The 16,037-nt window shown below is 34.3% G+C and carries 15 protein-coding genes; 14 read left to right on the top strand and 1 reads right to left on the bottom strand.

The genetic code is table 11. The features are described 5' to 3' along the window. The first annotated feature begins 1 nt into the window (after position 1). The 14 genes from L6E24_RS13150 (at position 2) to L6E24_RS13085 (ending at position 14,183) form a co-directional block, all read left to right on the top strand. Positions 2–991: a KpsF/GutQ family sugar-phosphate isomerase gene (locus L6E24_RS13150; protein ID WP_257742416.1), complete on the top strand. Its 990-nt coding sequence runs from the start codon at positions 2–4 to the stop codon at positions 989–991. Continuing rightward, positions 988–1,722, top strand: a complete 735-nt coding sequence (gene kdsB, locus L6E24_RS13145) for a 3-deoxy-manno-octulosonate cytidylyltransferase (RefSeq protein ID WP_257742415.1) — start codon at positions 988–990, stop codon at positions 1,720–1,722. Before L6E24_RS13150 ends, kdsB begins: the two co-directional genes overlap by 4 nt. A 34-nt stretch (positions 1,723–1,756) precedes the next feature. After that, on the top strand, positions 1,757–2,803 hold the full coding sequence (locus L6E24_RS13140; protein ID WP_257742414.1) for an HAD hydrolase family protein: 1,047 nt from the start codon (positions 1,757–1,759) through the stop codon (positions 2,801–2,803). Further along, positions 2,796–3,593, top strand: a complete 798-nt coding sequence (gene kdsA / locus L6E24_RS13135; protein ID WP_257742413.1) for a 3-deoxy-8-phosphooctulonate synthase — start codon at positions 2,796–2,798, stop codon at positions 3,591–3,593. The genes L6E24_RS13140 and kdsA overlap by 8 nt, the downstream gene beginning before the upstream one ends. 58 nt (positions 3,594–3,651) lie before the next feature. After that, positions 3,652–5,007 carry a radical SAM/SPASM domain-containing protein gene (locus L6E24_RS13130; RefSeq protein WP_257742412.1) on the top strand — a complete coding sequence of 452 codons (1,356 nt, stop codon included), beginning with the start codon at positions 3,652–3,654 and terminating at the stop codon, positions 5,005–5,007. A 186-nt stretch (positions 5,008–5,193) separates the two neighbouring features. Further along, positions 5,194–6,630: a hypothetical protein gene (locus L6E24_RS13125; protein WP_257742411.1), complete on the top strand. Its 1,437-nt coding sequence runs from the start codon at positions 5,194–5,196 to the stop codon at positions 6,628–6,630. 284 nt (positions 6,631–6,914) lie between these two features. Further along, entirely contained in the window at positions 6,915–7,205 is a 291-nt protein-coding gene (locus L6E24_RS13120) for a P-loop NTPase family protein (RefSeq protein WP_257742410.1), read from the top strand. A gap of 59 nt (positions 7,206–7,264) precedes the next feature. Further along, positions 7,265–7,963, top strand: coding sequence for an acylneuraminate cytidylyltransferase family protein (locus L6E24_RS13115; RefSeq protein WP_257742409.1), 699 nt, complete (start codon positions 7,265–7,267; stop codon positions 7,961–7,963). 72 nt (positions 7,964–8,035) lie between these two features. Then, the gene (neuB, locus tag L6E24_RS13110) at positions 8,036–9,073 is read left to right on the top strand and encodes an N-acetylneuraminate synthase (protein WP_257742408.1); all 1,038 of its coding nucleotides are present in this window, start codon (positions 8,036–8,038) and stop codon (positions 9,071–9,073) included. Between the two features lie 64 nt (positions 9,074–9,137). After that, positions 9,138–10,247 (top strand): N-acetyl sugar amidotransferase, encoded by a 1,110-nt coding sequence (locus tag L6E24_RS13105; protein ID WP_257742407.1) that lies wholly within the window; start codon positions 9,138–9,140, stop codon positions 10,245–10,247. Positions 10,248–10,377: 130 nt separating this feature from the next. Further along, the gene (gene neuC / locus L6E24_RS13100) at positions 10,378–11,541 is read left to right on the top strand and encodes a UDP-N-acetylglucosamine 2-epimerase (RefSeq protein ID WP_257742406.1); all 1,164 of its coding nucleotides are present in this window, start codon (positions 10,378–10,380) and stop codon (positions 11,539–11,541) included. Between the two features lie 49 nt (positions 11,542–11,590). Beyond that, complete coding sequence (locus L6E24_RS13095; RefSeq protein ID WP_257742405.1) at positions 11,591–12,019, top strand: acyltransferase; 429 nt, start codon at positions 11,591–11,593, stop codon at positions 12,017–12,019. After that, on the top strand, positions 12,016–13,140 hold the full coding sequence (locus tag L6E24_RS13090) for a DegT/DnrJ/EryC1/StrS family aminotransferase (protein ID WP_257742404.1): 1,125 nt from the start codon (positions 12,016–12,018) through the stop codon (positions 13,138–13,140). Before L6E24_RS13095 ends, L6E24_RS13090 begins: the two co-directional genes overlap by 4 nt. 5 nt (positions 13,141–13,145) lie before the next feature. Then, positions 13,146–14,183, top strand: a complete 1,038-nt coding sequence (locus L6E24_RS13085; RefSeq protein WP_257742403.1) for a UDP-N-acetylglucosamine 4,6-dehydratase family protein — start codon at positions 13,146–13,148, stop codon at positions 14,181–14,183. Between the two features lie 351 nt (positions 14,184–14,534). Here L6E24_RS13085 and ltrA read toward each other — a convergent pair whose 3' ends face one another. Beyond that, a complete protein-coding gene (gene ltrA, locus L6E24_RS13080) occupies positions 14,535–15,986 on the bottom strand; it encodes a group II intron reverse transcriptase/maturase (protein WP_257742402.1) in 1,452 nt (483 codons plus the stop codon). Positions 15,987–16,037: the final 51 nt, after the last annotated feature.

The following is a 16,037-nucleotide window of genomic DNA, read 5'->3' as shown; positions in this document are numbered from 1 at the left end:
AATGAACGAAGATTTTGTTGAAACTTTCAAAAGTGTGTTGTATGAGGAAAGTAACGCAATAAAAAATGTTGCAGAATATATTGACACTTCTCAAATAAGAGCTACAATTAATATACTGGATTGTTGTAAGGGAAAGTTTGTTCTCATAGGGATTGGAAAATCAGGTATTATTGCCAAAAAAATATCTGCCACACTTAACAGTATAGGTTGTGTTTCTATCTATCTCCATCCCTCAGAAGCCTTACATGGAGACTTTGGTATAGCAACAAAGGATGATGTTGCTATAATTATCAGTAATAGCGGAGAAACTGAAGAAATTATAAAATTTTTACCATACCTCAATCATAGAAATGTTCCAGTAATAGCGATTGTAGGAAACAAAAACTCAATACTTTCACAAAAATCCAATGCATGTCTTAACTATTTCTTTGAAAAGGAAGCTGACCAATATAATTTGGTACCCACTACAAGCACCACAGTCTCTCTTGCAATCGGTGATGCGATTGCTGTGATCCTCATGACATTAAAAAAGGTCACACCCCACACATTTGCACTTAACCACCCTGCGGGTAGCCTTGGTAAAAGACTTACCTTAAAAGTTAGAGATATTATGCATGGTGGGAACAATAACCCATTGGTAACCCTCGAAGATGACTGGATTAGTGTTATTGAGGGTATGAACAAAAAAAGCACTGGCGCAGTAAATGTAGTTGATGATCAGGGCTTTTTAATTGGTATCATTACTGATGGAGATATCAGAAGAATCCTCAAAAAAACGAAACCGGATCAGCTCACGACATTAACTAGTCAGGATATGATGACATCAGATCCAACAATTGTATATGACGATATGTTATGTTACGATGTTCTTAAGTTACAAAATAATTTAAGTGTATCTTTTTCTGTTTTTCCTGTCATTGATCAGAATAACTTTTGTGTTGGAATGATCCGCATTATTGATATTCATAAGCACTTGGGAGTATTTCAATGAAAATAATTGCTGTGATTCCTGCTCGGTATGAGTCCACCAGACTGCCAGGAAAACCACTTGAAACAATCCAAAAGAAACCAATGATTCAATGGGTTTATGAAGCGGCCCTGGCTTCAAATTATTTCGATAAAGTAATCGTTGCTACCGATGATCAGCGAATTATTGACTGTGTCATCTCTTTTAATGGACTGGCAATAATGACACGGTCAGATCATATTTCGGGGACTGATCGAGTTGCTGAAGTAGCTGAATTGTATAGTGATGTTGATGTTATTGCTAATATCCAGGGAGATCAGCCCTTTATCACAAAAGATTTGCTTTGCGCCTTATTAAAACCTTACTTAGATAAAACAAACCCTGAGATGACAACTGTTGCCTGCCAATTGAAAAATGATGATTTTAATAACCCGAATGTTGTTAAAGTACTTCTTAATAAAAATAGTGAGGCTTTATATTTTTCACGGGCTTCAATTCCATATTATAGAAAAAAAGGAAACGCTCCAGTTTACTGCCATCTCGGCTTATATGCTTTTCAAAGAGATTTCCTTTTAAAATATTCGAAAATGTCTGTTACGGATCTTGAAAAATGTGAAAGCCTTGAGCAGTTAAGGGCTTTAGAAAATGGTTATAAGATTATAGTGACCACTACTAAAGATAACATTTTTGAAATAAATACATATAAAGATCTTGCAAAAGCAAAAAAACTATATGAAAATGATGAGAATTTATAATTAAGGAATATTACTTACAAATAATTTTATAATTATGACACTCTTTGAGGGCAGTTTTTCAAACATGACTATTACAAATAATTCATCTAAATTACAACATATCCGGGCAATCTTTCTTGATTGTGATGGCGTATTAACAGATGGTTCGCTATACTATGGATCAGGTGGCGAGACATATAAAAAGTTCAATGTAAAAGATGGTCTTGCGATTAAAGAGATTATTAGAGCTGGGTTTTATGTTTTTGTAATCTCTGGTCGAAAATCTGAATCTTTATCAATTCGATGTAATGAACTGGGTATTACTGGAATTCATCAGAATATAAGTGATAAACTAGCATGTGCTAAAGAGATCTGTTCTGACTATGATATATTACTTTCAGAAGTAATCTATATGGGAGATGATTTGAACGACCTTGAACTACTTCAGGCTTGTGGATTTTCAATAGCCCCAGCTGATGCCGCCAAATCAATAAAATCAAAGGTCGATTACATCTGCAAAGCTTCGGGTGGAAAAGGTGTGGTTGCAGAGATCGCCAATGAATTCTTACAGAATCAGCGAGTTGAACCTTCCAGAGAGAATAATAATAACTTTTCTGAAGAATACTCCAAGAAAGAATACTCATTAAAAAAATTAATTCGATCGGACATAAAAAAAACAAAACTACAACTGGATGCCGAAGCACAGTGGTTGGAGCCATCAAAGCTACAGACAGTAGTGGACATCATGCAGACAATATTCCCCCATGTTGATTCTAAAGATGATATTACGCAGGTATTAAAAAAAAAATCGGAGGGGCACAAGGGTTTAGTTTTGATTATTAATAATGAATCTGAACTTCTGGGTATTGTTGCTGATGATGATATTCATCAATATTTACAATACAAAAAACAAAAGATATATAAATTGAATGCTGCAGATATCATGAATAGTTTCCCAATTGTATTTTCCCCAAATGATACAATACAAAAAGTCATCGATACAGCAGGAAAAACAGGAAAAAATATCTATCCAATTGTTAATAGGGATAATATTGCGATAGGGATTGTTAACCTGATACGAGGAAAAATTAATTATGATTGATCTTTATAAAAAAATCACTTCGGAACGGTTTATTATTGCTGGTCCATGTGTTATTGAGAGTGAAGATTTAGTATTGAACACTGCAATGCGTCTAAAAGAACTTGCAGTTAAGTATAATATACCTATTATCTTCAAGGCATCATTTGATAAAGCCAATAGGACATCTCTTTCATCCTATCGCGGTCCCGGACTGGATGAGGGATTGCGTATATTAGGCAATGTAAAGAATATTATAGGTCTACCGATTCTCACAGATATTCATGAAGCATGGCAGGCATCACGTGTTGCTGAGGTCTGTGATATTATTCAAATCCCTGCCTTCTTATGCAGACAAACAGATCTACTTGTAGAGGCTGCAAAAACTGGTAAAATTGTGAATATTAAAAAAGCTCAATTTCTATCGGCAAAGGCTATGCAATTCCCTATTGAGAAAATTATTGCTAATGACAACGATAAAGTACTATTAACCGAGCGCGGAAATATATTTGGATCCGACAACCTTGTTGTAGATCCAAGAAATATCGTGGATCTATTAGATTTTAATTACCCTGTAATTATGGACATAACTCATTCTCTTCAAACTCCTGCTTCAACATCATCGACTACAGGGGGTAATCGAACATATGCTATGCCTTTTACAAAAATGGCACTTGCTCTTGGTGTTTCTGGGCTTTTCTTTGAAGTGCATCCTGATCCATCTACTGCTTTATCAGACGGGCCCAATATGATTCCACTTAATGAATTTGAAACATTTATTCATGAGATAAAAAGATGGGAAGAACAAATCTAAAATAACTATTCGGCCATGAATTATGATATTTACAGAATAAAAACTGTGGTGAAAAGACATGATTATACCTAAAACAGATAAAAAAAACATAGTTATTTGGGGTTTTGATAATAAGAGTCTTGAATATTATTATGCACTCTTAGAGCTGATTACAGATAAAAATATATTTATTTGCAATTATGTATCCCAATTTGAAAGCGAATCTAATTCACTTGATAGAAAGATATTGGATTATGATTTCACCATAACCCTTGAAAATGTTTTTGATATGAAAAATGATGTATCAATTATCATATTGAATGATTATTATAATAAATTCTATAGTATTGTTGAATTGGGTTGGATAGAAGAGAATAACATACAGATAATACCACATTTGGAACTGGTAAGAATTTATGCAACAAATATATGCAATGCTAACTGTGTGATGTGTGATATCGGAACAGCCAGTAAAAAGGGTATTGATAAACTTCGAGTTGATACAGAAAATGAAATTCCGATTTCTACCATAGAAAAGTTACTTGAGTCTCCCCTTTTAAAAGAAAATAAAATGAAATTTTCTTTAGGGATGGTAGAACCATTAATTCATAGAGATATTGGAAAAATTGTGGGCTTAATTAGTTCAAAAGGCCATTCTGTTGCTGTAATCACAAATGGAATATTGTTGGAAAGGAAAGCCAAAGAATTGATAGAAAATAATGTTGATTATGTGATGGTAAGTATTGATGGAACAGAACACATTCATGATAAGATTAGGGGACGAAAAGGAATATATCGAAAGGCAATTAATGGTATTAAACGATTACATGAAATTCAACCGAATATGAAAGTTGTTATAAACTGTTGTATATCCAATTTAAATTATGGTGGTTTATATGATCTTATAAAAGGGATAGAAAATGAAAAACTAAATGTAGAGGTTAGATTTCAGCATTTGTATTTTGTTAGCAAGAAAATGGCAGATAATCACAACTCAACAGTTGAAGATTATAGGTTGAAACAGACTCAGTCATCAATTGGTGAGGAAAGTATAGCAACCGATATAGATTTTTATGTATTGTCTCAACAAATAAAAAAAATTAAGAGAATAAAATTGAATTATATTAGTTCTATACGTTTTAGACCTCCATACACTGAACCAATTGAACTGAGTAATTATTATAATTTATCTGGTCAACCTTTAGAGGGTTTAGATAAATGCTTTTTCCCGTATAATCAGGTTTCAATTAAAACAAATGGTGATGTTGTTTTCCATACAAGGTGCTACAATTATGTCATTGGGAATATGCTTGAAAAGGATATAAATGATATTTTTAATGGGAATGATGCAAATATTTTCCGCGAGATTTTGAAGAAAAATAAATATTGTTTTTGTGCCTGTACAAGATGTTGTGGAATTATGGGTGGGTGGTGAGCAACATATTTTCTTCCAATCAAGGAGTTTCTCCAATGGTCAAAGTTGGATTTTTCAGTGACATATAAGTAGGAAATAAGTCCTTCCTGCTTAAGGTAACTGATAATTACGGATTATCAGTCATCAGCGGACATATAGGTGTCCCCACCTATAAAATGCCACACATGTTATGCCCGAGCATATATTATGAACCATTTAAATGATAAACAAAAGTATGAAGGTACTAGTATAATTAGTGATTCCTTCGAAAAGCAAGTAAATAACAGATCCAATGAATGTTTCTTTTTTTGTTGTTCTCCCAGTCTTGCAATTATTGATAGTTGGATTTCTGTAATCTATCATCTCAAACAAAAAAAACCTGACTCTGAATTTATATTTTATATGCCAAAAAGTCGTACTGTCGATGAACTAGATCTAGATAGTACTCTGATTAAAATAGCTTCTAAATTATTTGATCGCATTGTATTTTGTTCTCACGCTAGTATAATGTCTACTTCAAAGAATTTTGAAGAGGCAAAGAAGTTAAATCATCGGCACTATATTTTATCTTTACCTTTAAAAATTTTATTGCACAAAATTCAATTCTTTGACTTTGCAAACAACATCCAAAAACTTTTAGATTTTTTGATTAAATATTTATATAAGGATTACATTTTCTCCCTCAACTATTTTAATGACCGAAAAACTGCTCTGATGTTTGATATATATGAATCAACAAAAGAATATAATAGTCAACTAATGTCTACACTGTCCTCCAAACCAATATTTTCAATAAGCCACGGTATAGATTTTGAAGGCATTACTCCTGAAAATATTACAAATATTACTGATATTAACACTAATCAAAGTGTAAGCTGTAATCATGTTGATAATGTAGTAGTATATACCAATAGTAATTATCAAAAAAGCTACTTTCAATCAAAATATGGCCTCAATGAGGGATCGATACGTTCTTTGGGCGTACCTCGTCATGATATCAAATGGATTGACTTTCTGCTATCGCAGGAATCTAATAGAGATCTCCCCTTTGAGAAAGGTTACATCTCTTTTTTTTCGAGACCTGGCACAACAGATTATCATCCAAAAGATAGAAAAATTAAAGCTATTGAAGCGATTCAACGAATTGCAATGGAATATAATCTACCCATTATTGTAAAATTACATCCTAAAGAAAAGCGTGATGGAACATTTGAGCGAGTATTTGGTTTAGATAATTATGGATCAACATGGGCCTATTCCAATGCCCATCCTTTTGCACTCGCGAAAAATTGTGCCTTTGCTGTTGTTTTTATTTCAGCGGTGACATTAGATATGGTAAAAATGGGTGTTCCCGTTATCGAAATACTTGATTTACGGGGATTAGAAGCACATGATAATAACACAGCTTTACGTGATCAAGCTGGAGATCCAGTAAAAATCAAACGATACCTAGGACTTGTTCTCGGCGCAAGTGATTATGCCCAACTAAAAAAACATGTAGACGATATAATGACTGACCGGCAGAAGGTTGTTAATAAACTTCAGGCAGAATATGCAAAATATTTTAATCAAACACCACATATTAATGAAGTAATTGCAAATGAAATCTGTGAAGCATTAGATAACTGGGAAGACATTAAATAGTACACATCAAGAACAGAATAAAACCAATATTAACAATATGATTGCCTTCGTAGGATAATAATAAAGCATTATTTTGGACAAGAGACATTTGTTTATCATGATACCATTAAAAATAATACCAAATTTGGTCTTGAATGTTCAGAAGAGGATATAATTGAAGCAGCAAAACTTGCTGATGCACATAATTTTATTATAACAATGCCTGAAGGCTATGAAACCATTATTGGTGATCAGGGCATGAAACTTTCTGGAGGTCAAAGACAAAGGGTTGCAATAGCAAAATTATGCTAAGAAAACCCGAAATACTTCTTCTTGATGAGGCTACAAGTGCACTCGATAACGTTTCAGAGCAAAGGGTAATGGAATCTGTTGACCGTCTCTCAAAAGATATGACAGTAATTATAATTGCACACCGTCTCTCAACAGTTCTGAATGCTGATGTAATTCATGTCCTTAAGAAAGGAAGCATCTCAGATACTGGAACTCATGAAGAATTGCTCAAGAAAAAAGGAGAATACTATAACCTCTATACAAAACAGAAAAATATTGATAATAATGCTCTTGTTGAGTTTTAACATTGGTTAAAATAATTGCCACATCATATGAATACAATAAATTGGAAATTTAGATTAAAATGAAAACTATTGACAAGATCTACGCATTCATTCCAGCACGTGGTGGTAGCAAAAGAATACCAAACAAAAACCTGCAATTAATTGCCGATAAACCTCTAATACAGTATACAATAGAGGTAGCATTAAAATCTTCAATATTTGATAAGGTAATCGTATCAACTGATGATTTGCAAATCGAGTCATTGTCTAACGATTTAGATGCTGAAGTTCTCAGAAGACCACCGGAGCTGGCACAGGACACAAGTACTACTATTGACTCGGTTCTTCATTTTATTAATGAATATAAACTAAATCCTGATGATATAATTATCCTTTTGCAGCCAACATCCCCTCTAAGAAATGAAATACACGTTAAAGAGGCATTGGAAACCTTCCTTTCAGGTAAAGGAAGTTCATTAGTTAGTGTTACAAATCCGGAACACCCTCCCCAATGGAATTTCAAAGTTGAAAATGACTATTTGGTCCCGTTAATGGATGAAAGATTCATATTTATGAGAAGTCAGGATTTGCCGGAAACTTACATTCCAAATGGGGCAATTTATATTTCAAGAGTGAGCACAATAGTAAATAAAAAGACATTTTATTGTAAAGATATATTACCATATGTAATGAGCAGAGAGGACAGTATAGATATTGATGAAGCCCTAGATTTAAAGTTAGCAGAAATTATAATTGAAAATAAGGACATTTATGGTTAATAATAGACAAAACTTCAGATAGAATTATTTCATCATATATTTATAAATTAAATTAATACATTTTGGGGAAATATGTACTCACAAAAGAATAACTTAAAAAGTCAATGTTACGTAATTGCAGAAGCCGGAGTTAACCACAACGGCGATATCAACCTTGCAAAAAAATTAATTGATGCTGCAAAAGATTCCGGAGCTGATGCCGTAAAGTTTCAGACTTTCAAAGCGGAAGAAGTAGTATGTAAAACTGCTGGAAAAGCCCAGTATCAGATTGAGAACACAGGCAGTTCAGAATCACAATATGAGATGATCAAAGCCCTTGAACTCAGCGATGAAGATTTTACTGAACTAAAAAAATATGCTGATGAAAAGGAAATAACTTTTTTGTCAACACCCTTTGATCATCAGAGTGCAGATTTTCTGGAAAAATTAGGAGTTCCTCTTTTTAAAATTCCATCCGGAGAGATTACAAATATTCCTCTTCTTGAGCATATTGGAAAAAAGCAAAAACCTGTGATTCTTTCAACCGGAATGTCAACACTTGGCGAAGTAGAAGAAGCAATTGAGTCCTTAAAATCATCCGGAACAACAGACATTACTCTTCTTCACTGCACAACTTCATATCCGGCACCTATTGAAAGCGTAAACCTTTCTGCAATGGAAACCATGAGGTGTGCATTCAAACTTCCGGTTGGATACTCAGATCATACCGAAGGAATAACAATTCCAATTGCAGCTGTAGCACTTGGAGCAGTAGTGATTGAAAAGCATTTCACCATTGACAAGAATCTCCCCGGTCCGGATCATAAAGCATCACTTGAACCGGATGAATTAAAGGCAATTGTTGAAGCCGTCAGAGATGTTGAACTTGCAATGGGTAATGGAATAAAAGCAGCAAATGATGCTGAAAGGAATAATATTCAGGTTGCAAGGAAAAGTCTTGTTGCCAGAAGGAATATTAATGAAGGTTCTGTATTAATGAAAGATGATGTTACAGCAAAAAGACCTGGAACCGGAATTCCTCCTAAGTATTTTAATTTAATAATTGGTAAGAAAATGAATAAATCATTAAGAAGAGATGAACAGATTAATTGGTTTCAAATAGATAGCTAATTAAACAAATTTACAACCCCAAGTGTGCAAAATATTATATATCATAGGGAGGAAGTTATTTGCTATGAAGTACTGTAAAAAATGTGTTATGCCTGACACCAGACCAGGTCTTGGTTTTGATGATGAAGGAGTATGTTTTGCATGTAGAAATCATGAAAAAAAAAGTGAAATTGATTGGAATTCCAGATTTAAAGAATTAAAAACTTTATGTGACAAATACAGGGGTAAGTATGGGGACAGTTATGATTGCATAATTGCTGTAAGTGGTGGTAAGGACAGTCACTATCAGGTCTATGTCATGAAGGAACTGATGGGCATGAATCCTCTACTGGTAACTGTAGAGGATAATTTCCCAATGACAGAAGCGGGAAAACATAACATTAGAAATATTTCAGAAGAATTTGGCTGTGACATTATTAGCCTGAAGCCAAATATAAAAGTTCAGAAATTATTGATGAGAAAAACTTTTGAAAAATATGGTAAACCAACATGGTATATTGACAGACTAATTTACACATATCCAATACACATGGCAATTAAGTTTAACATTCCACTGGTTGTCTATGGTGAGAATATAAGCTATGAATATGGTGGATATCAAAAAGAAGAATCCTACTCTGCTAATGAGCAGATATATAATGGTGTTGCATCCGAAATATCCTGGGATGAGCTGATAGATGATAATATATCTATGAAAGATCTTAGTCTTTGCGTTTTTCCGGGAAAAAAGGAAATTGATGCATTAAACTTGGATTCTATATATTTAAGTTATTTTGTTGACTGGAATAGTTACAACAATTATCTTTTTGCAAAAAAAAGAGGATTTAAGGATTTAACTCATGAGTGGATTCGTGAACACCACATAGAAAATTTTGATCAGGTTGATAGTAGAGCATATATGATACACCCTTGGTTAAAATACCCAAAATTTGGTCATGCAACTGCTACAGATTATGCTTCCAGATTTATTAGATATGGTTTTATTAGTAGAGAAGAAGCTATAGAATTGGTTAAAATACATGACCATAATCTGGATAGTCTTGCACTTCAGGATTTCTTGGATTTCACAGGATATTCACATAAAGAATTTTGGGATATTGTGGATTCACTATATAATAAAGAAATCTTTGAAAAAACAGATGGAGAATGGAAATTAAAAAACCCTATTGGTTAATATAACTGTGTGGCGAATATAATATGATTAATCAGAATCCATTTTTTTTAATTTGATTAGTAGTCAAATTATTTTAATTACGATCGTGTTGTATTATTATTAAGATTTTTAAAATATTTAGATGGGAATTATGGCTAAGAGAAAAATATGCGTGGTAACAGGTACAAGGGCTGAATATGGACTTCTAAAGCCTATAATTAAGAGAATTAAACAGGACACAGACTTATCTCTTCAGTTGGTCGTCACAGGAACTCATCTTTTGCCCGAGTATGGAAATACAATAGATTTGATTTATCAAGATGGATTTACAATTAATGCAAAAGTTCCAGTAGTAATTGCAGGAGATAATAAAGAGGTTTTGCCTCATTCCATTGGGCATGGAATTATTGGATTTTCTCAGGTTTTTGAAATATTAAAACCTGATATTGTACTGGTTCTTGGCGATCGTTATGAAATATTTGCTGCAGCAGTTGCAGCATCATATAGCGGAAAAGTTCTTGCCCATATACATGGTGGAGATAAACTACGTGGTGGATTTGATGAATACACAAGGCATGCTATTACAAAAATCAGCCATATTCATTTTGCAGCAACAGAAAAAAGCGCTGAAAGAATAATTAAATTAGGAGAAATACCTGAAAATGTATTTGTGGTAGGTTCCCCATCTATTGAAACAATTAAATCAACAGATTTCCTGAGTAAAGATGATTTATGTGAAAAATTAGATCTTGATAATAACTTAGGAATTATGTTATTTGTTCTTCATCCAATAAGTACATCGCCAGAATCTGCTGCTAAAGAAATAGATATTGTACTTGATTCAATAATAGATTTTAATTTTCAGATTGTATTGATATATCCTAATGTTGATCCGGGCAGTAAACAAATAATTAATGCCATTGAAGGGTATAGTTATAAATATCCAGAAAAGATTAAAATTTTTAAAAACCTTCCCCATAAAGATTATCTCAATGTCATGAAAATTGCAGATATAATGATCGGCAATTCAAGTAGTGGTATTATAGAATCTTCAGCTTTTAAAATACCCGTAATAAATATTGGTCATCGACAGGAAGGTCGAGAATCATCTGAAAATGTAATAAATGTAAATTACTCTAAAGAAGACATACTTAAGTCCATCGAAAAATGTCTTTATGATGAGGAATTTATGAATAAAGTTAATAATTGTTTAAATCCCTATGGTGAAGGTAATACAAGTATCATTATTTCTAATGTACTTAAAGAACTCAACATTGAACCAAATTTGTTCTCGAAAAATATTACCTATCCTTAAACTAAAAAAGAATAATGACCAGTATTCAAAATATACTTATGGATATTATATGAGATTTAAAAACTGGAATCATCCGGAAATAAAAGATGGAATTCCAACAAAATATAACTGGGTTGTCCAGAATGTAGATAACTTAATCTTAGGGTATGGGACTGATATTGGAGCATTTACTTATATTAATGCAAAATATGGCATCAATATCGGGGATTTCGTTCAGATAGGATCACATTGTTCTATATATTCCTTATCAACAATTGATAATAAACAAGGAGAAGTTCATCTAAAAAAGAACTGCCGGATTGGAACACATAGTACTATTATGCCAGGGATAACAGTTGGTGAAAACTCTGTTATTGGTGCTCATAGTTTTGTAAACTCCGATGTACCTGATAATGCTGTGGCATTTGGTGTTCCAGCAAAAATACAGCGCCTATTAAATAAAGAAGAAATTAAAAAATTAACAGAGGATGTAGAGTGACTTGGAAAATACCTCTTTTTAAAATGTACTGGGATGAGGATGATGTTACATCAGTAAGTGATGCAATTCGTTCCGGGATGAACTGGGCTGTGGGTGAAAATGTTTCAAAATTTGAGGAAGAAATAGCAGATTACATAGGTACAAAGTACTGTCTGACCTTTAATTCCGGAACCTCAGCAACACATGCTGCCCTTATTGCACACGGCATTGGCAAAGATGATGAAGTAATTGTTCCCTCTTTTACTTTTATCTCAACCGCTAATTCACCGCAGTTTGTCGGAGCTAAACCAATTTTTGCAGATATTGAGGAGAAAACATTTGGACTTGATCCTGAAGATGTAGTTGAGAAGATTAGTCCAAAAACCAAAGCCATAATGCCAGTTCATTATGGTGGATGTCCATGTCTTATTCGAGAATTAAGAGAAATAGCTGATGATAACAATCTGATCTTAATTGAGGATGCAGCAGAGGCATTCGGTGCTGCGATAGGTGATAAAAAAGTGGGAACATTTGGTGACTCTGCAATGCTGAGCTTTTGCCAGAATAAAGTTCTGACCACCGGAGAAGGAGGCGCTATTGTTACAGATTCCCGTGATCTTTACGAGAAGATGAAGCTTATCCGCTCTCACGGGCGCCTTGAGACTGCCGATTACTTCTCCACCAATGCTGTAATGGATTACGTAACGCTTGGTTACAATTTCCGGATGTCAAATATTACAGCTGCGCTTGGTTTATCACAACTCAGAAAAGCAGAAAAAATTATCAGTATGAGAAGATCAGATGCTGAATATTATCTTAATAGATTAAGTCAGATCTCCGGAATAGAAATTCCTGATTTACCTGATGATTACTATCATGTCTATCAGTTATTCTCTGTTATTGCAAAGGAACGTGATTCCCTGATAAAATTCCTTGAAGATAAAGGCATAATGTCAAAGATATATTTTACTCCGGTTCATAAGACACATTTTTATCAGTCAAAACTCAAATATAAATGTGAATTACCGGTGACGGATAGAATATCAGAGAATATTATCAGTCTTCCTTTTTATCCAGGTATTTCAAGAGATGATATTGATCGTGTGATTTCTTCAATAAAAGAGTTTTACGGGGATGATTAAGCAATATGAATTTTTATAAGGATAAAACTATTCTTGTAACCGGAGGAGCCGGGAGTATTGGCAGTGAGATTGTAAGGAAAATATCAGAACTTGAGCCAAAAGTGATAAGAGTATTTGATAATGATGAAACTGCACTATTCAATGTATCAACCAAAGTTGATCCTTCACAGAGAATATTAAGGCCATTATATGGAGATATTGGGAATGTGGATCGCCTTGATATGGCAATGGAGGATGTTGATATTGTTTTTCATACAGCGGCTATGAAGCATGTTCCAATATGTGAATATAATCCTTTTGAGGCTATTAAAACAAATGTCATTGGAACCCAAAATGTTATTCAGGCAGCTCTTAATCATAATGTTGATAAATTTATTTTAATCAGTACTGACAAAGCTGTAAATCCTTTAAATGTGATGGGAACAACTAAGCAGCTTGCAGAAAAACTTGTAATCTCTTCAAATCATTACCGTGGCAATAAAAGGACAAAACTATCATGTGTGAGATTTGGTAATGTAATGAATTCACGTGGTTCAGTTGTTCCAATTTTTCTTGAACAGATAAAAATGGGTGGCCCTGTTACAGTTACAAATCCGGATATGACAAGATTTATGATGACTATTCCGGAAGCTGTTGATTTCATTCTTCATTCTGCTGAGATTGCAATGGGAAGAGAGATATTTATTAAGAAAATGAAATCTGTCCGTCTCTGCGATCTCGCCGATATAATGATTGATCATTTCGCATCTAAATTAAATTATGATCCTGATGCTATTGAAATTGAAGTTATTGGAAAGAGAGATGGAGAAAAAGTCTCTGAAGAGCTATTTTCTACAGACGAAGTAGGATATGTTTATGAGAATGATGAGATTTATGTGATCCTTCCACAATATAATATTTCACAAAATCCCGAAAAAACAGCAGTGGATAGAGGTTCTTTTTCTAAGATAGAAAATAGGGATTATTCTTCGAATAAGGGAGTCTTTTTAGATGATGATGAGCTTCATAAATATCTGGACAATATATTTGATGTCTCATTCTAATTTCTTCAAACTATATATCTTGCATCATTATGTGGTGAATAATTAAACGTAACTGGTCAGGCCTATTAAATTAAGAATTTATCCTGATAAGATTAGGGTTAATAGGACAGACTGTAGTCGAATAGGAGGAAGTGGTTACCCACTCCCCCCCTTCTCGGAACCGGACGTGATACTTTCGCATCATCCGGCTCGAGCATACCTCTACCCTACATGGGTGACAGGCTAAAATAATAAATAATTCAGGCTGTGACAGAACTAAAGTTGCAAAGTCATGTTATTTAAGCATGCCTTGGATTGGAAGGCATATTGAGCTTGTTTTCATAACGATCAGGCATTGTGTCACAGCCTGAATTACCAGAATGCTTTGTACTTTCTCCTTTCTTCAAAATATTCAAAATCCAAGAATGGATTTTTATCCAGTTTTACCATATAGTGTCGCCGGATTTTTGTTTTTGAGAGTGGAATCAATTCTTGGATTTTAGTAGCAAACACCCATTTTCTTGAACCCTTTTGACACCAGTACTTATTGACTGTGTCTTTACGGGGTTCATTTGGGTGTCTTCTCTTTGCCCAGCTATACAGCATATTGAAGGTAATATAATCTAATTTGGAAAATGTTCTGCTGGCAACTGCATGATTGTGATAATTGGACCATCCTCTTGTAATTGGGTTGATGCTTCCAATTATTGCATCCTGAGTCCAGCTTTTGCCTTTTCTGAGAATATCATGAACCTTTTCAGTATATGTCCTGATAGATTTCTTTGATGGTTTTATTAACAGTTTGTTCCTGAACTTCCTGAATTCCCAGCCCAGAAAGGTAAATCCTTCTGAGATGTGGGTGATTCGGGTTTTTTCTTCGGACAACTGCAAACCACGCTCACTTAGAAATCCGGAAAGTATCTCTTTGATTTCTTCAGCAGTTTCTTCAGAGTCTGCGGTGATTACTACATCGTCAGCATATCTTATGAAATTGACCTTATGCTTGTTGTAGTTTTTGCTGATAGTTCCCTTTTTGTTGGAGCAGAATCTTTTTCCAAGTAGGTTCTCAAACCCATTTAACACCATATTGGCCAGTATTGGAGAGATCACACCACCTTGCGGTGTTCCTGCGATTGTCGGGAACAATCGGTCTCCTTCCATGAATCCAGCCTTCAGAAATTGTTTTAGAATACTTGTTTTCATAGGAATGTGAGTGAGTAGCCAATCATGGGAGATCATATCAAAACATGATTTGATGTCAGCTTCAAGTACCCATTGTGCCGAGTTTTTGTTACCCAAACAGTTGAAGGCTTGTTGACATGCATCTTTTGTACTTCGGTATTTCCTGAAACCAAACGATGAGCGGTCACCGGTAGCATATTCAACAGGGGCCAGGGCGAAGGCAAATAGTGCCTGCATTGCCCGGTCTCTAAATGTAGGAATACTTAATGGTCGTAGCTTGCCATTCTTCTTTGGGATATTGATCCTTCTGAGTGGCAGAGTGCGATATCTCCTTGCATTAAGGCTGGGGACTTCTCTCATCTTGTCTGCATTACTTATCCATACAATTCCATCAACTCCAGGGGTTTTCTTCCCTTTACTCGTAGTAACCTGCCTTACAGCTAATAATTTAGCATGATATGACCGGGTAATTAAACGAATGAGTTTATTGACTTCATGCCATCTGTTATTTAGCGCTGCTCTTGCGATTCGGGTTTGAAGGTTGCTAACTGTCTTCTCGACTTGTGCCCAATCAATAGATTGCCACAATTTATCAAGTTCTGAGTCTGTAACTTGTGTTGGTAAAACTGCAAAAGTGCGCATACTTTTTTAGTGAAAATCGCCACATTTGCGATATTAGGAACTCAAGTTTCG

It is taken from the genome of Methanoplanus endosymbiosus, assembly GCF_024662215.1.
GTDB classification, from domain to species: domain Archaea; phylum Halobacteriota; class Methanomicrobia; order Methanomicrobiales; family Methanomicrobiaceae; genus Methanoplanus; species Methanoplanus endosymbiosus.
Note: the sequence above shows the minus strand (reverse complement) of the source record. Positions and strands in the feature narration are given on the sequence as shown.